Annotated in this window: 21 protein-coding genes and 6 pseudogenes; 18 read left to right on the top strand and 9 right to left on the bottom strand. The window is 68.6% G+C overall.

Going from position 1 to position 19,254, the window contains the following annotated elements:
• Nucleotides 1–249, top strand: a 249-nt coding sequence (locus ACH47Z_RS36365) for a SpoIIE family protein phosphatase (RefSeq protein ID WP_399081493.1), incomplete at its 5' end; no start/stop codon positions are given.
• Nucleotides 250–360: 111 nt separating this feature from the next.
• On the opposite strand, the pseudogene phoU reads toward ACH47Z_RS36365, so the two are convergent.
• The 4 genes and pseudogenes from phoU to ACH47Z_RS36345 form a co-directional block, all read right to left on the bottom strand.
• Nucleotides 361–978, bottom strand: a pseudogene (gene phoU, locus ACH47Z_RS36360) (phosphate signaling complex protein PhoU).
• A 418-nt stretch (nucleotides 979–1,396) separates the two neighbouring features.
• The gene (locus ACH47Z_RS36355) at nucleotides 1,397–1,552 is read right to left on the bottom strand and encodes a DUF6131 family protein (protein WP_399081491.1); all 156 of its coding nucleotides are present in this window, start codon (nucleotides 1,550–1,552) and stop codon (nucleotides 1,397–1,399) included.
• A 60-nt stretch (nucleotides 1,553–1,612) separates the two neighbouring features.
• Nucleotides 1,613–1,936, bottom strand: a complete 324-nt coding sequence (locus ACH47Z_RS36350) for a plasmid stabilization protein (RefSeq protein ID WP_399081507.1) — start codon at nucleotides 1,934–1,936, stop codon at nucleotides 1,613–1,615.
• 163 nt (nucleotides 1,937–2,099) lie between these two features.
• Nucleotides 2,100–2,336: a CsbD family protein gene (locus tag ACH47Z_RS36345; protein WP_399081489.1), complete on the bottom strand. Its 237-nt coding sequence runs from the start codon at nucleotides 2,334–2,336 to the stop codon at nucleotides 2,100–2,102.
• 264 nt (nucleotides 2,337–2,600) lie between these two features.
• Between ACH47Z_RS36345 and ACH47Z_RS36340 the strand changes: the two genes are divergently transcribed.
• The 11 genes from ACH47Z_RS36340 (at nucleotide 2,601) to ACH47Z_RS36290 (ending at nucleotide 8,647) form a co-directional block, all read left to right on the top strand.
• Nucleotides 2,601–2,936: a gas vesicle protein gene (locus ACH47Z_RS36340; RefSeq protein WP_399081505.1), complete on the top strand. Its 336-nt coding sequence runs from the start codon at nucleotides 2,601–2,603 to the stop codon at nucleotides 2,934–2,936.
• 40 nt (nucleotides 2,937–2,976) lie between these two features.
• Nucleotides 2,977–3,426: a gas vesicle structural protein GvpA gene (locus tag ACH47Z_RS36335; RefSeq protein ID WP_399081504.1), complete on the top strand. Its 450-nt coding sequence runs from the start codon at nucleotides 2,977–2,979 to the stop codon at nucleotides 3,424–3,426.
• An 8-nt stretch (nucleotides 3,427–3,434) separates the two neighbouring features.
• A complete protein-coding gene (locus tag ACH47Z_RS36330) occupies nucleotides 3,435–4,148 on the top strand; it encodes a GvpL/GvpF family gas vesicle protein (RefSeq protein WP_399081487.1) in 714 nt (237 codons plus the stop codon).
• Between the two features lie 52 nt (nucleotides 4,149–4,200).
• Complete coding sequence (locus ACH47Z_RS36325; protein WP_399081485.1) at nucleotides 4,201–4,467, top strand: gas vesicle protein GvpG; 267 nt, start codon at nucleotides 4,201–4,203, stop codon at nucleotides 4,465–4,467.
• A gap of 25 nt (nucleotides 4,468–4,492) precedes the next feature.
• Complete coding sequence (locus ACH47Z_RS36320) at nucleotides 4,493–5,023, top strand: ABC transporter substrate-binding protein (RefSeq protein WP_399081483.1); 531 nt, start codon at nucleotides 4,493–4,495, stop codon at nucleotides 5,021–5,023.
• A 13-nt stretch (nucleotides 5,024–5,036) separates the two neighbouring features.
• Nucleotides 5,037–6,146, top strand: coding sequence for an SRPBCC family protein (locus tag ACH47Z_RS36315; RefSeq protein WP_399081481.1), 1,110 nt, complete (start codon nucleotides 5,037–5,039; stop codon nucleotides 6,144–6,146).
• A gap of 26 nt (nucleotides 6,147–6,172) precedes the next feature.
• Nucleotides 6,173–6,673, top strand: coding sequence for a gas vesicle protein (locus ACH47Z_RS36310; RefSeq protein ID WP_399081479.1), 501 nt, complete (start codon nucleotides 6,173–6,175; stop codon nucleotides 6,671–6,673).
• Nucleotides 6,674–6,678: 5 nt separating this feature from the next.
• Nucleotides 6,679–7,500, top strand: coding sequence for a GvpL/GvpF family gas vesicle protein (locus ACH47Z_RS36305; protein WP_399081477.1), 822 nt, complete (start codon nucleotides 6,679–6,681; stop codon nucleotides 7,498–7,500).
• Nucleotides 7,497–7,736, top strand: a complete 240-nt coding sequence (locus tag ACH47Z_RS36300; RefSeq protein WP_399081475.1) for a gas vesicle protein — start codon at nucleotides 7,497–7,499, stop codon at nucleotides 7,734–7,736. The genes ACH47Z_RS36305 and ACH47Z_RS36300 overlap by 4 nt, the downstream gene beginning before the upstream one ends.
• Nucleotides 7,733–8,137 (top strand): gas vesicle protein K, encoded by a 405-nt coding sequence (locus tag ACH47Z_RS36295; RefSeq protein ID WP_399081473.1) that lies wholly within the window; start codon nucleotides 7,733–7,735, stop codon nucleotides 8,135–8,137. Before ACH47Z_RS36300 ends, ACH47Z_RS36295 begins: the two co-directional genes overlap by 4 nt.
• 348 nt (nucleotides 8,138–8,485) lie before the next feature.
• Nucleotides 8,486–8,647, top strand: coding sequence for a hypothetical protein (locus ACH47Z_RS36290; RefSeq protein WP_399081471.1), 162 nt, complete (start codon nucleotides 8,486–8,488; stop codon nucleotides 8,645–8,647).
• A 261-nt stretch (nucleotides 8,648–8,908) separates the two neighbouring features.
• On the opposite strand, the gene ACH47Z_RS36285 is transcribed toward ACH47Z_RS36290, so the two are convergent.
• Together ACH47Z_RS36285 and ACH47Z_RS36280 are read right to left on the bottom strand one after the other, a co-directional pair.
• The gene (locus tag ACH47Z_RS36285) at nucleotides 8,909–9,604 is read right to left on the bottom strand and encodes an HAD family hydrolase (RefSeq protein WP_399081469.1); all 696 of its coding nucleotides are present in this window, start codon (nucleotides 9,602–9,604) and stop codon (nucleotides 8,909–8,911) included.
• Nucleotides 9,605–9,679: 75 nt separating this feature from the next.
• Nucleotides 9,680–11,208: pseudogene (locus tag ACH47Z_RS36280) on the bottom strand (FAD-dependent oxidoreductase).
• A gap of 167 nt (nucleotides 11,209–11,375) precedes the next feature.
• On the opposite strand from ACH47Z_RS36280, the gene ACH47Z_RS36275 reads away from it, so the two are divergent.
• Together ACH47Z_RS36275 and ACH47Z_RS36270 are read left to right on the top strand one after the other, a co-directional pair.
• Nucleotides 11,376–11,852: an SRPBCC family protein gene (locus ACH47Z_RS36275; protein WP_399081467.1), complete on the top strand. Its 477-nt coding sequence runs from the start codon at nucleotides 11,376–11,378 to the stop codon at nucleotides 11,850–11,852.
• 461 nt (nucleotides 11,853–12,313) lie between these two features.
• Nucleotides 12,314–12,415: pseudogene (locus ACH47Z_RS36270) on the top strand (plasmid stabilization protein); the annotation flags it as partial.
• Between the two features lie 240 nt (nucleotides 12,416–12,655).
• Here the strand turns inward: ACH47Z_RS36270 and ACH47Z_RS36265 are convergent.
• Nucleotides 12,656–14,128, bottom strand: a pseudogene (locus ACH47Z_RS36265) (aminotransferase class I/II-fold pyridoxal phosphate-dependent enzyme).
• 163 nt (nucleotides 14,129–14,291) lie between these two features.
• Complete coding sequence (locus ACH47Z_RS36260) at nucleotides 14,292–14,669, bottom strand: replication-relaxation family protein (RefSeq protein WP_399081465.1); 378 nt, start codon at nucleotides 14,667–14,669, stop codon at nucleotides 14,292–14,294.
• A 303-nt stretch (nucleotides 14,670–14,972) separates the two neighbouring features.
• Between ACH47Z_RS36260 and ACH47Z_RS36255 the strand changes: the two genes are divergently transcribed.
• The 3 genes and pseudogenes from ACH47Z_RS36255 (at nucleotide 14,973) to ACH47Z_RS36245 (ending at nucleotide 17,120) form a co-directional block, all read left to right on the top strand.
• Nucleotides 14,973–15,230: a hypothetical protein gene (locus tag ACH47Z_RS36255; RefSeq protein WP_399081463.1), complete on the top strand. Its 258-nt coding sequence runs from the start codon at nucleotides 14,973–14,975 to the stop codon at nucleotides 15,228–15,230.
• A gap of 117 nt (nucleotides 15,231–15,347) precedes the next feature.
• Nucleotides 15,348–15,731: pseudogene (locus ACH47Z_RS36250) on the top strand (TetR/AcrR family transcriptional regulator); the annotation flags it as partial.
• Nucleotides 15,732–16,625: 894 nt separating this feature from the next.
• Nucleotides 16,626–17,120 carry a hypothetical protein gene (locus ACH47Z_RS36245; protein WP_399081461.1) on the top strand — a complete coding sequence of 165 codons (495 nt, stop codon included), beginning with the start codon at nucleotides 16,626–16,628 and terminating at the stop codon, nucleotides 17,118–17,120.
• Between the two features lie 279 nt (nucleotides 17,121–17,399).
• On the opposite strand, the gene ACH47Z_RS36240 is transcribed toward ACH47Z_RS36245, so the two are convergent.
• The gene (locus ACH47Z_RS36240) at nucleotides 17,400–17,555 is read right to left on the bottom strand and encodes a hypothetical protein (RefSeq protein WP_399081459.1); all 156 of its coding nucleotides are present in this window, start codon (nucleotides 17,553–17,555) and stop codon (nucleotides 17,400–17,402) included.
• 345 nt (nucleotides 17,556–17,900) lie between these two features.
• Between ACH47Z_RS36240 and ACH47Z_RS36235 the strand changes: the two are divergent.
• A pseudogene (locus ACH47Z_RS36235) lies at nucleotides 17,901–19,070 on the top strand (IS701 family transposase).
• Nucleotides 19,071–19,254: the final 184 nt, after the last annotated feature.

Below are 19,254 nucleotides of genomic sequence, written 5' to 3'. Positions count from 1 at the left end.
CCCCAGGCCAACGCGACCTACACCCCCGGCGACACCCTCGTCCTCTACACCGACGGCCTGATCGAACGCCGCGGTGAGGACATCGACGCCGGCCTTAACCGCCTGACCGACATGCTCGCCACCTGCACCGACTTCGGCGCGGAACACCTCGCCGACGCCCTCCTGGCTGGCCTGAACGTCACCAGCGGCGCGGGCGACGACATCGCCATGGTCGTTGTCCGCCTGGGCTCAACGACCCGACCGCCCTGACCGGGACGGTATTGAGACCGAACCAACGTGTGGCAGCTCCTGCTGCCGCCAGGGCGAGAAATCTGTGACCTCGGCGATCGCCTCCGGCGACGGCCTTGAAGCAGCGGCAGATCACGTCGCCGGGGGCGGATCGGTAGGCAAGTCGTCCGCGTGCTCGCCCGTGACCAGATAGACCACACCCCGGGCCACCGACACCGCATGGTCGGCGAACCGCTCGTAGTAGCGGCCGACCAGAGTGACGTCCACGGCCGTCTCCACCCCGTGGCTCCACCGCTCGTCCATCAGATGCTGGAAGATCATGCGGTGCTCGTCCATGCGGTCGTCGTCCTGCTCGAGCTGCAGCGCCGCCTCGACGTCCTGGGTGAGGATCACCTCGGCGGCCTGTGCCATCAGGCGCTGTGCGAGCTGCCCATCTCCAAGATGGTGCGGCGCAGATCGCGCGGCGCGGCCCGCTGCGGGTAGCGCGTACGGGTCAGCTCGGCCACATGCCGGGCCAGGTCACCCGAGCGTTCCAGGTCCGCGCTCATGCGCAGCGAGGTGACCACGATCCGCAGGTCGGTGGCGACCGGCTGCTGCCGAGCCAGCATCGCGACCGCCCGACTCTCCAGGCCGCGCTGGAGGTCATCCACCGTCGCGTCGGTGGAGATCACGCTTTCGGCGAGCTGCAGATCGCCGTCCAGCGCAGCAGTCGTGACCAGGCCGATCGCGGAGCCGACCAGGTTTCGCCATTTCCACCAGGCCGTCACTGATCGCATTCGAGGGCAGCGAGGAGATCGCTAAGGCTCGTGACCCGGCCCGATCGCTTCTCGCGGATGTGCACGCGACGCACGGGCTGCCGGTTACGCCTCCCGCTGCCCCGGTGCGGGCCGCGCTCTCGGTGGCCTGGCGGCTGCGACTGGTGCCCGCTTCGCTGGACCTGTTCGACGCCGTCCTGCGATTCCCGCTGATGGACTGTTCGCGCGCGTGGGCGAACTGGTGGCCGCGGCACACGGCCCCGGAAGCGGTCCAGGAGTTCCTGGCCAGCGTGAACATGCGTGTTGGACACGGCGCCTCTCGCCGCCAAAACCGGTGCGGTGCCCGTTGGAGGCCCGAGATGCCGCGCTGAAGATGTGCCCGCGCTGACGGTCAGGACGAAAGAAAAGGGGTGTCACCAGTAGTGCCGACGGCCACCCACGGCGTGACCGAGCAGGCCCAGAACCCACAGGATGAGGCCGATGGCCACAAGGATGATCCCGATGGTCCACAGGATGCCGATTCCGGTGAGCAGTCCGATGATCAGCAGGATGATCCCGAGGATGATCATTTCAACCTCCGAAGGAGGCACGCGCGCGGAACGCACGTGGGAGGCAGGCAGGTGAACGCGTCACCGGCCCAGGGACTTCTTGAGCTCTTGCTTGTTCATCGAGGAGCGGCCCTGGATGTTGCGGCGTTGCGCCTCAGCGTAGAGCTGGTCGTACGTCGGGCCCTCGGACCCGCTGTGGGATCGGCGACCGCCGCGCTCGGACGACGACATGTCCTGCACGGACGACTTGCTGGCCGTCTTGGACTCACCGGAGCGGGCGCGTTCCTTGTTCACCGTTCGCGACGCGATCTCCTTCGCGCGCTTGGTGCTTTCGCCACGCTCTTCGGCGCTTTCCTTGATGTGCTCGTACTGACGTTCTCGCTTCGGGCTCGAACCGCGAGGCATGACGACTCCCTTCTTCGGATCGTCCTTCGTGCTTGTCCTTTCGCACAGATCGTTCTCGGGCTGGGCGCCGGTCGAGGCCTGGACTGCTTTCGCCAATGGTCGTGAGGGGAGCATCGGCCTCGACCACCCAAGACGGGCTTGCTCTCGATCCGCGCGACGCCCCTCACATGTTCTTGCGAACTCGGCCCTTTATCTGCTGCCCTTTCCCCTTGATTTCCTCGGCCGTCCCGCGCACTGTCTGGCCTGCCTCACCGGCCGCCTGCCGGGTCTTTCCCGCGATGCGGTCTCCCACGCCTTTGCCGCGCAGTTCCTCATCACCGGTGGCGCGTCCGGCCGCTTCCTCGACCTTGCCTTTCGTTTCCTGAGCCTTGCCCCGGATCTTCTTTCCCTGGTCAGACATCTGGATCAACTCCTTGTCAGATCTCCCGGCATCCGATTACCTCAGCCGGTACGCCCCAAACCAACGGATGCCGACTTCCGGCACGTGCGAAGACACCGGTCACCCATCCCGCTCTATCGACTACTCACCGTCGGGGATTCAGCCGGAATTTTTTCTTCCTGGATTTCTGTGCACCCGGCGAACACGGGTACTCGGCACGCGATCGGGCCAGTGGCAGGTGCTGTGGCCGAGGCTGATGATGGAAGTAGAGGAAGAGGGTGAACGATCACGAGCGACCGTGAGCGGGAAGAGGCACCTCCCTCGTCGCGGAAGGCGAAGGCGACTCCGGAGCGGGCGTCGGCGACAGAGGCCATGCGGGGTGCGGCCCGGCAGCTGGCCGAGCTGCTGGGGCGGGTTCCCGAGTCCGTTTCCGCGCTGAAACCGACTGATGACGGTTGGGAGGCCGAGGTCGAGGTCGTGGAGCTGGAGCGCGTCCCCGACACGAGCAGCGTGATGGCCAGCTACAAGGTCGTCCTGGACCCCGCGGGCCAGCTAGTGGCGTATGAGCGAACAGGCCGCTACACCCGCGCGCAGGTCGACAGAAACAGACAGGGCCGCTGACGGCGGCTCACCGCCGCGTGAGGGGAAAGAGATCGTGAGTGTGGTGCCACAGGGTGAAGGTGGCGCTCTTGCCACGCCGGCCGGTGGCGGCACGGGCACCCTGTACGACGTGCTGGAACTCGTCCTCGACCGGGGCCTGGTCATCGACGTGTTCGCACGGGTGTCCCTCGTGGGCATCGAAATCCTGAAGGTCGACGCACGCGTCGTCGTTGCCAGCGTGGACTCGTATCTGCGCTTCGCCGAGGCCTGCAACCGGCTGGATCTGGAGTCGGGCCGCAAGGCCCCCGCCCAGCTGACGGACGTCGTCCAGAGCGTCGAGGAAGGAGGCGCTCATGGGAAGGCCAAGGGGGCGCTGACCGGCGCCGTCGATGCTTTCGCCGAATCGCTCCATAAGGGGCGTGGGGACGACAGCGACCGCAGGCGTGAGAAGGAGCACGAGCACGCCGAACGCGGCTCGAGCCGCCGTCCCTCAAAGGACCGGGAGGAGTGAGCGAGCCGATGTCCGCGTACGTGTATGCGATCACCAAGTCCGGGCATCCGCTGGACCTGGACGGTGTCAACGGCGTAGGCGAAACACCCGCCGAGCTGCACTCTGTGTGCAGTGACGAGCTGTGCGCTGTCGTCAGTGAGACCCCGGAGGACCTTTCGGTCACACGCCGGGACCTGGACGCGCATCTCGGGGTCCAGGAGCACCTGTGGGCCGCGGGCACCATCCTGCCGTTGAGTTTCGGGTTCGTCGCTCCGGACGAGGACGCCGTGAGGGCCGTGCTGGAGCAGCGGGCCCAAGAGCTCTCCCAGCGCCTCGATGAGCTCACGGGGCGGGCGGAGTTCAACGTCAAGGGCATCCAGAGCGAGGAGGCGGTCCTGCGCGCCATCCTCGAGGAGAACGAACAGGCCCGCGCACTCAACGAGGCGACCCGCGAGGGCAGCGGGACACAGGAGGACCGGCTGGCGCTCGGCCAACTCGTGGCACAGGAGGTGCAGAGCCGGCAGGAGGCACTCGCCGCCGAGGTCGTCGCCGCCCTGCGGCCTCTGGCAGTGGCCGAACGGCTGGCCGAGCCGTCCCAGCAGTACTTCGTGAACGTGTCCTTCCTGGTGGACGGCAAACAGTCGGAGGAGTTCACCCAGGCTGCGCGGGAGTTGGCAGAGCCCTACGGGGAGGACATCGAACTGCGGGTACGGGGACCGCTGCCGCCGTACAGCTTCACCTGAGCCCGTTTCGACTGACCGGTGCGGATGACAGCACGAGTCACAAGGAGGCGGAATGGCAGGACTGGTCACTGAGATTCTGGCACTTCCGTTGGCTCCCCTACGGGGTGTCGGCTGGGTGCTGGACAAGGTAGCTCGTGCGGCTGAGGAGGAGTTCTACGACCCTGCTCCCGTACAGGAAGAGCTCGTGAAGCTGGAGCGCGCGCGGACAGAAGGCCGTATCGACGACGAGGAGTTCGCACGGCGCGAGGAGGAACTGCTGCACCGCATGGAGGAAATCAGCGCCTACCAACTGCAGCGCAGCAGGCGAAGCGGGCTGTGAGCCGTGCATGGAAGAAGACGGAATTATGAACAACGCCAAGATCGGCGCGGCTGTCCTCGGCGGTTATGTGCTGGGCCGGACGAAGAAGGCAAAGCTCGCCCTGAGTCTGGGCGCGCTGCTGGCCGGATCGCGGATCAAGCCAGGACAGGTCGCCAAGGTCCTCCAGGAGTCCCCCTTCCTCAGCAACGTCAGCAAGCAAGTGCGCAGCGAGCTGGCAGGCGCCGGTAAGGAAGCCGCCACCACTGTGCTCTCGGCGAAGGCCGACAGCCTGGCCGACGCCCTGCACGAGCGCACCGCGGGACTGCACGAAAAGGCGCACCCGGACGGCGAGCGGGACCAAGACGAAGCGAACGAAGAAGAAGAGAACGCACAAGAGGCGCGCCAGGACAAGGGATCTCCGGACGAGGGGGCCCGGGACTCGGAGCATGAGGGCAAGGGGCGCGGGAGCCAGGGGCGTGAGAAGAGTGCGCAGCACCGCGGGTCGGATCAGAAAGACGAGCCGCGCAGGAAGAGGACGACAGCCGGCCGGAGCCGTTCGACGAGCGGCTCGGCATGATTGAGGAGGCCGGATGATGGCTGAAGGCAAGTCGGGAGGTGCCGGCACCCTGAGCAAGGTCCGCGAGCGGGCGCGGCAGGACCCTGGCGCGAATCGGCTGAAGGAAGAGCTGGAAAGCTATGTCGAGGCCCGCCTTCAGCTGATGCTCGAAGGCGTGGGCCACCGCCTGGGCGAAGGGGCACGCAAACTGAGTGAGACCCATCTCGGCCCCGGCCTGCTGACCAGCGCCGTCGCCAAGGGTGGCAAGAAGCTCCTCGCGGGCGCGCCGTCGGGTGAGGCGTTGACTGCAACGGCGTCCCACGCCAAGGACACGCTGTTGGACAAGGCCAAGGACGTCACCGGGAAGCGGCACGAGAAGCACCCCGACGGCGCCGGTAGGGGTCTGACCATCATCGAGGACATCGACGTGGGCGTGCCCGTACGCGAGGCCTACAACCAGTGGACGCAGTTTACGGAGTTCGAGCGATTCGCCAAGGGCGTCAAGCATGTGGAGCAGGAGGACGACATCACGACCCACTGGGAGGTGCAGATCGCCAAGGCGAGCCGCCGCTGGCGGGGCATCATTACGGAACAGGTGCCCGACGAGCGGATCGCCTGGACCACTGAAGGCGACAAGGCCACGACCAAGGGTGTCGTCACCTTCCACCCGCTCACGAGCGACCTCACCAAGGTGCTGCTGGTCCTGGAGTACTTCCCCAAGGGCGTGGTCGAGCGGGTCGGTGGCCTGATGCGGGCGCAGGGGCGGCGCACCCGGCTCGATCTGAAGCTCTACCGCACCTTCGTCATGATGCGCGGCGAGGCCACCGGCGCCTGGCGCGGGGAGATCCAGGAGGGGGAAGTGGTCCGCGGTGCGGAGGAGGCCGAGGAGGGCCGCGCGGACGAGGAAGAGGAGGCGGAGGCGGAAACCGAGGGTGAGGAGCCCGAGGTACGCGACGAGGAGTACGAAGAGGAAGAGGAACCCGAGGAGGGCAAGGACGAGTACGAGGAGGAAGACGAGGAGCCCGAGGAGGAAGAGGAGCCCGAGGACGAGTACGAGGAGGACGAGGAGGAAGAGCGAGCGGCCGACGCCCGCTACGACGAGGGGGAGGAAGAAGCCTCCAGGACGCGTCGGCGCCGCACATAGATCCGGGAAGCGAGGTTGAGTGTGCCGTGACCCAGTCCGAGCCCCCAGTCCCCAGGTCCTCGCGGGTCTTGTATCCGTACGGTCAAGAGAGCGGCGGCTCAAACCTGGCCGACATCCTTGAACGCGTCCTGGACAAGGGCATCGTGATTGTCGGTGACATCAAGATCAACCTGCTCGACATCGAGCTGCTCACCATCAAGCTCCGGCTGCTGGTGGCGTCCGTCGACAAGGCGAGGGAGATCGGCATCGACTGGTGGGAGCGCGATCCCGCCCTGTCGTCCCGTGCCGACGGCCGGCACAGTCTCCAAGAGCAGAACCAGCGACTGCGCGCCGAGGTGGAGGAGTTGCGCAGCCAGCTTGCCGAGTCCCCGCGGGAGCTGGCCGGAAGCCAGTCCAGCGGCCCGCGAGGTTCACGCGATGCCGAGCGGGTCCGGCGAGAACCACGGGAGTCGCACGCCGAACCAAGCCGTAAGCCCCGCAAGGTTCGAAACGTCGAGGAGGCCCGGGGCAACGAAGACCGGAGCTGAGGCCGGTGGACGAGCAGCTGTGCTACGTGTACGCGGTGTTGGGATCGCCATCCGCCGCACTGGAGCGGGCGGCGCTGGCCGACGTTCGTGGGGTGGCGCACGCGCCTGTCACCCTGGTTCATTCCGGCGCGGTGGCCGCCGGGGTCAGCGCGGTGCCTCGGGACGAGTTCTCGGAGGCGGCCCTGAAGGTGAACCTGGAGGACCTGCGGTGGCTGGAGGCGACGGCCCGGGCGCACAACCTGGTCATCGAAACCCTGACCGAGCACACCACAGTCCTGCCGTTGCGGCTGGCCACTGTGTATGTCGACGAGCACCGTGTGCGAGAGATGCTGAGGGAGCATGAGTCGGATTTCACCGCGCTCCTCGACCGGCTCACCGACCACATGGAGTGGGGCGTGAAGGTGTACGCCGAGGTGCCTCGGCAGCCCCCGCCCGTGCCCTCGGACGCCAGCGGCCCGGCGGATGAGACGGATCCCGGACGCGCATACCTGCGCAGCCGACGGCATCAGCGGCAGGCTCGTGAGGACGTGTGGCGGCTCGCCGAGGAGGCCGTGCAGCGGACGGAGTACCAAGCCCGCGGCCTGGCGGTGCAGCACACCCGGCACCGGCCGCAGCAGGGGGGCCTGGCGCAGGTGCCGGGCGAGAACGTGGCCAATGACGCCTACCTGGTGCCCCGCCGTCTGGCGGATGAGTTCCGCAGCCGGATGCTGCATGCCGCCGATGGTCTGCCGGGAGTCCGTGTGGAGGTCACGGGCCCCTGGGCACCGTATTCCTTCGCCGTTCCCCTCGCGACCGACGAACGCCAGAAGGGAGCCAGGCAGCGGTGAGCGAGTACGGCGCGTACGACGATCGCCCGGTCGTTCAGCCGCAAGTCGCGCTGATCGATCTGCTGGACCGGCTACTGAGCGGCGGTGTGGTCCTCACTGGCGATCTTGTACTGTCCATCGCCGACATCGACCTGGTGAGGATCTCGCTGCGTGCCGTGATCGTCTCCATCCGCGAGCAGCTGGACGACCAGTGGGCGACGATGTATCCGCCGAGGAGCGGGGGGCGGTCGGCGTGACAAGCCCGGATGAGGGCCCGCCCGCTGACCGGCTGCGGGAGGTGGCCGAGGCCGCGAGTAGAGCGTTCTCACTGCTGCCCGCCCGGCCTGACGACGTCTCCGCGCCGACATCCAGCCTGGGCCAGACCGCCGCACGGCGACTGCGCGCCGATCCGGACACGGTGGAGCGGGACCTGGTCAAACTGGTCCTGACCATCGTCGAGCTGCTGCGCCAGCTGATGGAGCGACAGGCCCTGCACCGGGTCGACGAGGGTGACCTCACCGAGGAACAGGAAGAACGGCTCGGTCTGACCCTGATGCTGCTCCACGACCGGATGTCCGAACTGTGCGACCACTACGGCCTCACCCTGGCCGACCTCAACATCGACCTGGGACCACTGGGGACACTGCTCCCCCCGTGAGGGCGCAGCCGACAGTGTGGGCGCCGATTCCTACTTTTGGTTCCGCTGACGGGTGGCGGACTGGCCTGGAGTCTGGTGGTGACCGCGACCCGCGACTGGTGGTGGGGCAGACCACTGCGCGGCCACAGTGTCGGCCTACTGCGGTTGGCCACCTGGCAGGCCGCCCGGTCGGAGATCTGCTCGCCCCGCGACCATCGGTGAAGGTCCCGCGAGATCTTGGACAGTATGGTCCCAGCCTGGGCCAGGGAGACCGACGAACACGCGTGAGGCTCATGCCCGTTCGTGGTGATACGTAACGGGATAACGGTGTGGCCCGGGGACCGTGGGTGACGTGGGGTGGGGAAGCGGATGGTGCGGCTGCAGATCGAGTGTGTCGGCGTCGACGGCGGTTCGACGACCCGGTCGCTGTTCCAGTGGTTGCGGGAGGACCCGGATGCGCGCCGCGTGCTGACCGTAGCGTTGCATGCGGACACGCGTCCCGAGAGCATGGGTGCTCTTGACGTCTGGTGATCCGCTCCCGGCGCATCGCCCGGCCGAGCAGCCCCGTGTCGGTCTGCGGCCGGTAGACCCCCGGCGGGATCCAGCACCGGAACCGGGGCCAGACGGTGAGGAGATCGACTGTCATTGTGGTGCCTCGGGTGAGTCTGATGCATCCACGCCCGGACACGACTCGGGCCGTACCACCCGAGTACCCCCGGGTAGCGGCGGTAACGGGCAGGTACACACTGTCGGGCGGGGACACCCTGTCGTCCATCATGTCGATGTCGTCCGTCATGCCAGAGGACTCCGCGACAGCGAGGCGAGCAGGTGGGCAGGGTCGTCGAAGACGGCGTCGGCGCCCGCCTCCGTCAGGTCCGCACGGGGGATGCCCTCGCAGAGCAGGGCCACGCACCGCACGCCCGCACGGCTGCCCGCCCGCATGTCCCACACAGTGTCGCCCACGAGCACGGCACGCTGCGCCGGTACGCCTGCCAGCTCCAGCGCCCGTTCGACGGGCTCGGCGGCCGGTTTGCCCTCGGCGACGTCGTCGGCGCTCGCGGTCGCCGTGATGGCGTCGTCCGCGTCGATCGCGCGTCTCAGCGCGGACAGTTCCTCGCCACTGGCCGATGTCGCCAGGACCACCGTCCAGCCGTCGTCGGCCAGCCGCCGCAGCAGACGTCCCGCGCCCGGCAGCGCGGACAGACGCTCGAAGTACTGGGCGTAGAGGACCTTGTGTGCGGTGCTGAGCTCCTCCGTCTCCTCAGGAGCCAACGTCTTTTCCGGGCCGAGCAGATGGGCGACGAGATCTTGGGATCCGAGGCCGATCGCCCGGTGGATCACGTGCGTCGGCACCAGGTGCCCCGCCCGGCGGAACGCCTCCCACCAGGTGACGACGTGGAGATGGTTGGTGTCGACGAGGGTTCCGTCCACGTCGAACACGGCTGCCCGGCTCGTCCCGGTGTGCGGCGGGCCCTTATTCGTGGACATGGCGGGACTCCTTCGTGTACCTGGGTGGTGCCTGGGTGGTCTATATGGCCCGGACAGTCCATGTGACCCGGGCCATCAGATGTCACGCCTATCCAGCGGCCGTACGGCGGGACCCTGGAGGATACGGCCGTCCGGGGCGAAGCGGGAGCCGTGGCACGGGCACTCCCACGCCTGCTCCGCGCGGTTGAAGGCGACGACGCAGCCGAGGTGGGTGCACACAGCCGAGACCGCCTGGAGCCGGCCGCCGTCGTCCCGATGAACGGCGCACTGGCGTCCGTCCAGGCGCACGACGGCACCGTCTCCCGGTGCGAGGTCGTCGGGCGAGGGCGCCGTGACGTGCGGCAGCCGGTCGCCGACGAAGTGCCGGGCCACATGCGCCTGATGTCTGAGAAACGACGCCCCTTCGCGGACCACGGAAGCCAGACGGCGCGGGTCGTACAGAACCGCCCAGTCGACCGGGCGGCCCTCGACGAGGTCGCTGATCAGCAGGCCTGCCATGATCCCGCCGCTCAGGCCCCAGCCGCCGAAACCGGTGGCCACATATGTGTGGCGGCTGCCGGGGCGGAGCGGCCCGATGAGGGGCACCGAGTCGGTGGAGTCGTTGTCCTGTGTGGCCCACCGGTGGGTGAACCTCAGCCCCTTGAAGCGGTTGTCGGCCCAGGCGGTCAGCCGGTCGAACCGTTCCTCGACGTCCGCGGTGCCGGGGGCGAAGTGCTCTCCGGTGACGATCAGCAGACGTCTGCCCTCGTCGTACGGTGCGCTGCGGACGGACCGCGTGGTCTGCTCGGGCGTGATGTACATGTCGCGCGGGGCCCAGGCCGCTTCGATGGTCGCCGCCACGACCAGTTCGCGGCGCGGGGAGAGCCGGGTGGAGAGCAGGGCCCGGTCGAAGACCGGGTAGTGCGTGGCGACCACGACCTCGCCGGCCCGTACCGACACACCCCTGTTGGTCGACAGCACGCAGGGTTCGCCTTCGGTCAGCCCGGTGACGCGCGTCCCCTCGTACACGGCGCCGCCACGACGGCCCAGGTCGTCCGCCAGGGCGAGCAGGTATTTGCAGGGATGGAACTGCGCCTGGCCGGTCACCGGGACCGCACCGGCGACCGGGTAGGGCAGTTCCGTCTCGGTGACGAACTGGGCCGGCAGACCCGCCTCGCGCGCCGCCTCGGCCTCGGCCCGCAACTGCGCGACGCCCTGAGGTTTCTCGGCGTAGGTGCAGGCTGCCGCCTCCTCCCACTCACAGTCGATGCCGAGGTCGGTGACAATTTCGGCGGCACGGCGGATGCCGGCCGACTGCGAGCGGGCGTACAACCGCGCGCCCTCGCGGCCGCGGGTGCGCCGGAGGTGGGGTCGTACACGAGCGTGTGCAGGACGGTCAGCATGGCGGTCGTGTGGCCGGTGACCCCGGCGGCGATCCGGTCGGCCTCGAGCACGGCCACCTCGCGACCGCGCCGAGCCAGCTCCCAGGCGGTACTGAGGCCGGCGATGCCACCGCCGACCACCGCGACATCCACGGTGATGTCCCCGGACGGCGGGGGAGCGGGTTCGCGGGCCGGTGCGGTCTGCAGCCAGTACGATCCCTGGACTGCTCGCTCAGCGTTCATGTGCGCCGAGTTCCCGCGATCCCGAGGTGATACGCGCGAGGGTACCGGCAGGCGGCAGCGTGCTGGATGCGGTCTTCGCACCGCCCTTACCGGGTACTCGGTGCCTCGCAGGAGGCCCCCGCGCCCTGCGCGATCGGCCTCGGCGACGAGCTGACGAGGAGGAACCCATGAGTACGGTCAAGGAAGCGGTCGAGGTCGAGGTTCCGCTCCGTGTCGCGTACGGCCAGTGGACGCAGTTCGAGGACTTCCCCAACTTCATGGAAGGCGTCGAGGAGGTCAGGCAGCTCGACGACCGGCACAACCACTGGATCACCAGTATCGGTGGGGTGCGGCGCGAGTTCGACACGGAGATCGTCGACCAACTGCCGGACGACCGGATCACCTGGCGGTCCATCGCCGGGGAGACCCAGCAGCGTGGATCGGTCCGGTTCCAGCGGCTGGACGACATGCACACGCGCGTGGAACTCACGATGGACGTCGAGCCGTCCGGCCCAGCCGAGAAGGGCGCGGACGCGCTGGGCATGATCGACCGGCGGGTCAAGGGTGACCTGCGCCGCTTCAAGGACTACGTCGAGAGAGGTGGCGGCGCCGGCGGTGGCTGGCGCGGCCGTATCCGGCCCGGGGACCCCGGCACAACCCTCTGACGAGACGCACCGGCCGGCCGGACCGGGGAGGCGAAAGGGCCCGGCGACCAGGCCAACGGCCACGGCGCCGGGCCGCCCGGGCCCGTGGCCCGCTTACTGCGTGATTGATCGGGCGGACGGTTCCGCTGACCGCCGGGGTGGGTATGGACACGGGCCTGGGGCTCGCCCTGTCGGGGCTGCCGGCGGGTCCCCTTTGCCGGCGCGCGGAGTCGGTGGTTGCGCGCTGTCCCGGGTGGGTTGCACGGCTGCGGCTGGGAACTCGTCGTCCTGAGCGAACTTCCGGCAGCGAAGGGGTGTCCCTGGATATCCAACCCTCAGCAACTCGAGCAGCGCCGCAGCCACAAAGACGGCGCCATACCACAAGGCGGCGGAGTGCCTCCGAGGCAGCGGGCCGATCACTTCTGAGGCCGATCAGTCTCAGCCGGAGGGACACTCTGCGGGCCTGCGCCGACCTGTGAGCAGGGCGTCGCAAGGACCAGCTGTACGAGGAGGCCAAGAAGCGCACCATGCACGGCTGCTCCTCGATGACCAAGGAGCAGCTCGAGAACGCCCTTGGCCGGTGACGGACGATGCCGGGGCGGACACCGCAGTGTCGGTCTCCGCGGCGCCCCGGCCAGGGAGTGCAATCCGCGGCATGCTCGGCAACCGAACGTCGGCGCACCGGTCTTGTGGGCGGAGGTGGCGGCCGCGAGTAGCCCCGGATGTGCTGAACCAACACCGATGTGCTGAACCAACACCATGGTCAAGGCGCTGTTCCGCAGCTGCTCACCAGCCTGTGAGACCTGAGACCTCGTCGGGGTGGGTCATTCGTCGGCGACCACCCGGATCGTGTCCAGTTGGCTGTCGGCCGTGTCGGGCAGATTCATCCCGGCCGCGACGCCGGTGGTCAGATAGCGCAGGACCGGTTCGGTCAGGCGTTCTCCGGGGAGCACGGCGGGGATGCCGGGTGGGTAGGGCGTGACCATCTCGCCGGCCATCCGCCCCGCGGCGCTGTCCGCGGGCACGTCCTCGTGCACGTCGAAGTAGGCGTCGCGGGGCAGACGGACCAGTTCCATGCGCAGTTCGGCCGGGGACGGCACGTAGACGCGTGGCGCGTCCCGCAACTCCTCGGCGTGCTCGGCGAGATCGCGCAGGCCGGTGAGGAGTCGGTCGACGGTCCGGTCGTCGTCGGCGTGGGTAAGCTGGGCGCTGATCCGCCGGTGGTCGAACAGATGCAGGTCGATGTGGTGATGCTCGCGCAGCCAGTCGGCGGCCCGGTAGCCCGTGGTCCCCAGCGCCTCGATGTCCATCACGACCAGCAGGGGATCGAAGTCGGCAGCGAGTCCCGGCCCGCAGAAGTCGTCCGCGTCGTTGACGTGGAAGCCGTCGATCCCCTCGATCGCACAACGGGTGCGCTCGGCCAGCCGCAGGGCGTGGTCGATGAGGTCGTGGCCGTGCTGGACCATCTGTCGGCGCCAGGCGTCGATCCCGGCGTAGAGCAGGACGCTGGGACTGGTCGTGCCCAACAGGTCGGCGCGGGAGGCGAGTTCGGCGGGGTCGATGAGGTCGCCCTGGAGATGGAAGACGGAGCCCTGTTCGAGTCCGCTGCCCATCTTGTGGATGCTGGTCACACAGACATCGGCGCCGGCGTCCATCGCCCAGGACGGCAACTCGTCGGGGAAGGGCAGGTGGGCTCCCCATGCCTCGTCGACGAGCACGGGTTTGTCCCGGCGGTGGCAGACCTCGGCGACGCCGCGCAGTTCGGCGGCCGTGCCGTACGGGGTCGGGCTGGTGACGAGCGCGCCATCGGCCTCGGGATGCTCGGTGAAGGCCTTCTCGTAGGCGGCGACGCACGGAGGGTGGGCGAGGTGACGTTCCGCGTCCCACTCCGGTTCGACCCACAGCGGCTCGACGCCGGACAGGATGAGCCCGGCGACCACCGACTTGTGCGCGTCCCTCCCGACGACCAGGCTGTGACCGGGCCTGGTTACCGTCAGCATGGCGGCCTACACGGACAGCGAGCTGCCGCAGGTGGAGAAGAACGTGTGCTCCGCGTGCACCGCGTCGGCCATCAGCTCCTCGGCCCGCTGCAGCACCCGGCCCCGTGACAGCCGGTCGTCCAGTCCCGCGCTGGCCAAGACGTCACCCAGGTACACGGCGTCACCGAGGACCGCCCGCGCCCGTGGATCCGCGCCGCGTGCCTGTTTGTGCCCGGGCGGGCTGAAACCCAGCTCGTCGGCGTCGTGGTAGCGGACCAAGGCGTCCAGGACGGGCGCCTCATCGTGGTTGAGAGCCATGCCTACCGAATTCCCACGTAGGCGGTGACCATGCGATCACGGCCTCCGGCTGCGCCCTCACCGGCGGGGTACCCGGCCGTCGTGCACCGGGGGCGAACGAAGGGACGAGGACAACACCCGTGGATCCGGCGCAGGACGAGAGCGGCAGCACGATCACATGCGCTCACAGATCGCCGCGGCGGCGGGCGTCCTCGAGGAAGGCGAGCGCGGTCTCGGTCACGGTCAGTGTGTGTCCGGCCTTGAGCCGTGCGGCGGTCGGATCGGACGCGGTCCTGGAGGACCGGCGCCCGCGCAACTCGGGCCACTCGGAGGCGAGTTGCACGCCGTACAGGGTGGGGAACCACACCCGGGTCCGTCCGGCCTGAGGCAGGGTGATGCGGTCGACCAGCCCCTCGGCACGCAGCCTGGCCAGCCGCCGGGCCTGCTCGATGCGCACCGAGGGAGCGATCACCTGGTGCATCGACTCGCGGGTGGTCATCCGGTACTGCGTCAGCACGCCCAGGGCCAGCCGGTCCCCGCTGCCCACGTCCACGCCGATCATCACGGATCTGCTCGCTTCCCGTCCGGTGCTGCGCCGTCCTGCACGGCACCGTGCGTACCGGTCACAGCAGCAGCCGGCCCCGACCAGAACACCGACCACGAAGGCCCGACCACGGTCACGAAGCGGCAACACCTCCGTGGACAAGGCCCAGTTCCCTGCCGACAAGCCCGGCCGACAACCGTCCGCCCCCAAGGCGCAGACCCTCAGCCTGGACGACGAGGACGCTGAACTTCTCCGGTACGCGGGTGCCCTGTGTCCGGTTCCCCGTGGCACAAAGAGATCAAGGAATGGAAGGAATGGGGTGTGGACACCGAGGTCCCGCTCGGGGACCGGAGGGCGGACTGCACACTACGCTGCCGTAAGCGGGCGGAAGTCCAGGCCCGGCAGCTCGCCCCTGCTGAAGTCGCCGGCAGGGAAGCCCACACGGACCTGTGGATTCTCGACCGCCGAGCCGCTCATGCAAGAGACCGCCTCCTGGTGTGGGACGACCCGGAGTTCGGCAGGCTGTTCCGCTGGAACCGCGCCTGGCAGGGCTTCGCGGTGGCCGAACGGCCTGTCTGAGCTGACGGACATGGCAGCCCCGTGGCAGGATCATCCGCACCACCCAGCCAATCGCACACACGACGAGCACCAGAGCGATCACAGTGGCCCGGGCAGCAGGCCGTGAGGCGCCAGTGGATTCTTCCCCGGCATGATCGCCGTCATGCTGGTGCTCGCCTCATCGTGGCGACGGCCCGTGAACTCGCCGAGCAGCAGGGCTGGGACGCGGTCACCACGCGCCGGCTCGCCGAGCGCATCGAATACAGCCAGCCCGTCCTCTACAGCCACTTCCGCGGCAAACGCGAGATCATCGGCGCCGTCGCCCTTCAGGGCGCCACCGAGATGGCCGCGGCGGCGCGGGCCGCGACCGCCGCCGCGGACGGCCCGCGCAAGCAGGTCGCCGCCCTCGCCCGCACCTACCTCGACTTCGCAGCACGCAACCCGGCGGTCTACGACGTCCTCTTCCAACTCGATGGCGGCCTGGCGTACGCACAAGAGGACGCCCCGGAACCTCTCAAGGACGGGCCTTGAAGAAAATTGCTGAGCCGCACGTCAGGGGCTTGTCGCAACGGGGCCCTGGAACGCCTCTCCTCAGTTTTGGGAACGCGTGGGGCGTCTTCGCAGGTCGGTCAGGATGCGCAGTGTGACTGCGGCCTGGTGGCTGTCGGCCCTGCGTCTCCGGGCACTGTCGAGAGAGGCACGGCCTGGCTCATCCGTTCGAGCTTCGCAGTAGGAATCGGCGGTCGGTGACGGCACCGTGCGGGCGCCTGCCCCGATGTGGTCGCGGGTCACAGCGATAGATGGCCAATGCAGGGCTACTCGGCCACTAGCGAACCCGAGCACCCCTCTGTGCCGAAGCACGGTTGTTGTCACCAGGGCGAGGTGTTATCACCACGATCGACGGTGCGACCGCTTGCAGAGGTCGCTCTGGAGCGATTTAGCAGCTCAGTGTGACTGTGCCCTTCATCTGGCGGGATTCGGCACCTGAGGCGCTCACCCTGCAGGGCTTTGACCTGCGGTAACGCGACAGCTCGGCTCCGATCGGGTCCGATGCGCGATGACTGGGACAGGGACGGGCCGGGATCGACGACGCCCCGGCGCCATGCCGCTGCCGTCCACGGGGGCGTAGCTTGTGAGACATGGGAGCCTGACGCTCACGGGTCTCCGTCCGGGACACCGAGAAGGAGCTGACCGTCATGGCAACGATCAGGGCGCCGGACCAGCCGATCCGTGTCGAGGTAACGCTCGACGAGCCGCTTTCCCGCTGGCTGTGGCTGGTGAAGTGGGCCGTCCTCTTCCCGCACCATCTCGTGCTCCTGGCCCTCTGGATCGCCTTCCTCCTGGCGAGCGCGATCGCATTCTTCGCGGCCCTGTTCACCGGCCGCTATCCGCGCGCTGTTTGCCTTCACCTCCGGCGTGGTCCGTTGGACGTGGCGAGTCGCCTACTACTCGTACGCAGCGCTTGCCACGGACCGCTATCCGCCCTTCACACTCGGCACCGCCCCCGGCTACCCGACCCGGCTGCACATCCCCTACCCGGAACGGCTGCCACGGGGCCCGGCGCTGGTGAAGCGGTGGCTGCGCGCGACCCCGCAATACTTCCTGATCGCGATCAGCCTCTTCAGCTTCCGGATCTGCTCGTGGCTCGGCGGGATCCCCGCCCTCCTGGCGGAGGTCGCCCTCGTGCTCCTGATACTCACCGGTCCCGCTGGTGTCCTGATGGTGACCGGTCGTTACCCGCAGCGGCAGTTCGACTGGATCATCAGGTTCGACCGCTGGGTGCTGCAGGTCTTCGCCTACGCGTTCCTGCTGACCACGGCGTACCCGCCCTTGTGGATGGAGAGAGCCCGCGCGGCGCCGTCGCCGAGGACCCGCCGCCGCGGGCCGGACGCTCTTCGCCGTGCGCACTGAGCGCCGGGGAGCGCGGACGTTCGCACACTCAGCCTGCGCGTCCGAACACTGCGGGTGTGCCCAGCTCTTGCCGATCTTGGTGATCGTGTCGTCCTTGGCGTACGGGCGGGTGCACGCTCAGGTCCCGGGGTATCACGCGGAGATCGTCCGCAGACCGCCCGAGAAGTAGGTCGATGACAGGCTTGCGAGCCTCGTCGAGATACCGGTCGACCTATGACACCTGGGGGCGGGGGTATCGCGGTGGCGAAGGAACGTCGCCGCTGCGGTATGGCCAATGCCTCATCGGAGGAACCGGATCTGCGGGTAGCGGGGTGAGGGGCGCTGGAGCAGGTGGTTGTCGAAGTGGCGGAGATGAAGGTCGAAGAATGCTCGTACGTAGTCGCGTTGGGCGTGGATGGCGTGGTGCGGGTCGAGGGTGCCGATTGCTTGCGTCACCTGGCTGGGCTTCAGCCCGAGGGCGGGCGCGGCCTGGGGTAGCAGTGTTTCCAGGTCGGTGAACGAGGTGTGGGTGGAGCCGATGAGGGCCAGTTCGCGTTTCCAGCCGTGGTGGCTGGCCCAGAACTGATCCCAGCTGGGATCTTCCGGGCCTGGGCCGGGGTCGCTGCCGAAGAGAAGGAAGGGCCGGTCGGTGCCGCCGGTGAGGGGTGGCAGGAGGCTGCCGTCCAGGTCGACGCCGGCCCGCGGGGCAGCCGGGCGACGAGGCCGGCCCGCGGTAGACCAGGGCTAGTACTGCAACGGTGTTTGCCGTGACTGATGGCTAGGTAGGTCGTTGGTGTGGTTGTGGGTGGGGACCTTGCTGATGTCAGGCTGTGGGCGCGTGAACTGGACGCAGTGCATGAGCGGTTCGTGCACCGTTTCAGCAGGTCGGAGCCGCGGGAGTCGTCACTTGCCTATATACGGGGCCTGATCGCACCCCTGCAGCGGAAGAACGGCTGGACCCTGGCCGAAGAAGCCGGCCATGCGGGCCCGGACCGCATCCACCGGATGCTGAACCGGATCGAGTGGGACGCCGATGAGGTGCTCGACGACGTGCGCTAGTACGTGATCGACAACCTCGGCGACCCCGAAGCCGTCCTGGTCGTGGACGACACGGGCTTTTTGAAGAAGGGGACGCGGTCGGCCGGGGTGCAGCGGCAGTACTCCGGCACCGCCGGGCGGACGGAGAACTGCCAGGTCGGCGTCTTCCTCGCCTATGCAACCGACCGTGGGCGGACACTGATCGACCGGCGTCTGTATCTGCCCACCTCCTGGACCGATGACTGCGAAAGGTGCCGCTGGGCCGGCATCGACGACGAGGTCGCCTTCGAGACCAAGGTGGCCATGGCCAAGGCGATGGTCCGCCGCGCCATCGCGGACAAGATCCCGTTTCGCCGGCTGACCGCGGATGCCGCCTACGGCTTCTCCAAGGGCTGGCGATCCGAGCTGGAACGGGCGGATGTCTTCCACGTCATGGCCACCACCCGCCACGACACCGTGGTCACCCGCTGGGCGATCGACCACCCCGTCCACGACCTGTTCAACGGCCTTGCCCGGCAGAAATGGAAGCGCCGTTCCTGCGGCAACGGGGCCCACGGCCTGCGCATCTACGACTGGGCCCGCGTCGAGGTGCGGCCTTGGCACCGCCCCGACCGCCGCCACTGGGTGATCGCCCGCCCTCAGGAGATCTCCTACTACATCGCCTACTGCCCCGCCGAGACCACGCTTGACGACCTGATCCGCATCGCGGGCAGCCGATGGGCCATCGAGGAATGCTTCCAGAGCGCGAAGCAGGAATGCGGCCTGGACGACTACCAGGTCCGCCGTTACCCCGGCTGGCACCGCCACATGACCCTGGCCATGGCCGCCCACGCCTGCCTGACCGTCTTGCGAGCCCGCGAGCCGGATGCCGGGAAAGCAGAAACGGATCCTCCCAGCTCGTCCACCTCAGCCTCGCCGAGATACGACGGCTGATCACCCGCCTCACCGACCGCCGACCCACACCCGTCGAGCACATCCTGCACTGGTCGACCTGGCGCCGACGACGACAACACCAGGCCAGCATCAGCCACTACAAGCGGCGCGGGCACAGCCCCTGACCTGGCCATCAGTCACGACAAGCACCGTTGCAGTACTAGGGTGCGGCGCCCGGCGGTGA

It is taken from the genome of Streptomyces sp. NPDC020192, from assembly GCF_044388685.1.
GTDB lineage: Bacteria > Actinomycetota > Actinomycetes > Streptomycetales > Streptomycetaceae > Streptomyces.
This window is presented reverse-complemented; position numbering and strand designations above follow the sequence as displayed.